Origin of the sequence: Undibacterium hunanense (assembly GCF_014284335.1) — a bacterium.
GTDB classification, from domain to species: Bacteria; Pseudomonadota; Gammaproteobacteria; order Burkholderiales; family Burkholderiaceae_D; genus Undibacterium; species Undibacterium hunanense.
The window spans coordinates 1-480 of sequence record NZ_JACOGF010000051.1 but is presented as its reverse complement, the minus strand read 5'-3'; the positions used below and the strand labels follow the sequence as shown (position 1 = coordinate 480).

The following is a 480-nucleotide window of genomic DNA, read 5'->3' as shown; positions in this document are numbered from 1 at the left end:
TGAACGAAACATTGCGGACCAGCACGCCAGTCACATCGGGCAGTTTGCTGAAATCGAGGGACTGGGCGGTATTGCTCAACAACATTTGAACCGCTTCCACTTTGGTGATGACGCTTGATGTTGCTGTGACGTTACCACCATTGACAACGATGAGGGTGTCGTTACCGTCGCCACCTGTGATGCTGTCGCCAGCTTCAATTGTGTCAGCCAGGATGAAGGTGTCATTGCCTTTACCGCCGATGATGGAGACGTCCTGAGTTTGACCAGATGTGTCTGCTTTACCGGTAGTGAAGATGCCGTTACCGAGGTTGATGGTCAGGTTACCTGTGAATGCGGATGCATCTACAGTCGCCAGACGACCAGCAGCTTGCAGGATACCATCCTGGTAGTTGACGGACTCAATCGTACCGACCGTAAGATTAGTGATGTTGGTGGTAGAAGCCAGTGTCAGGTTGGTGTTGCCTGTGATGATGACTTTAC

1 protein-coding gene is annotated in these 480 nt (G+C 51.5%); it reads right to left on the bottom strand.

Annotated elements, in window-relative coordinates; translation table 11 throughout:
• Positions 1-480, bottom strand: a 480-nt coding sequence (locus H8L32_RS27270) for a hypothetical protein (protein ID WP_408058973.1), incomplete at both ends; no start/stop codon positions are given.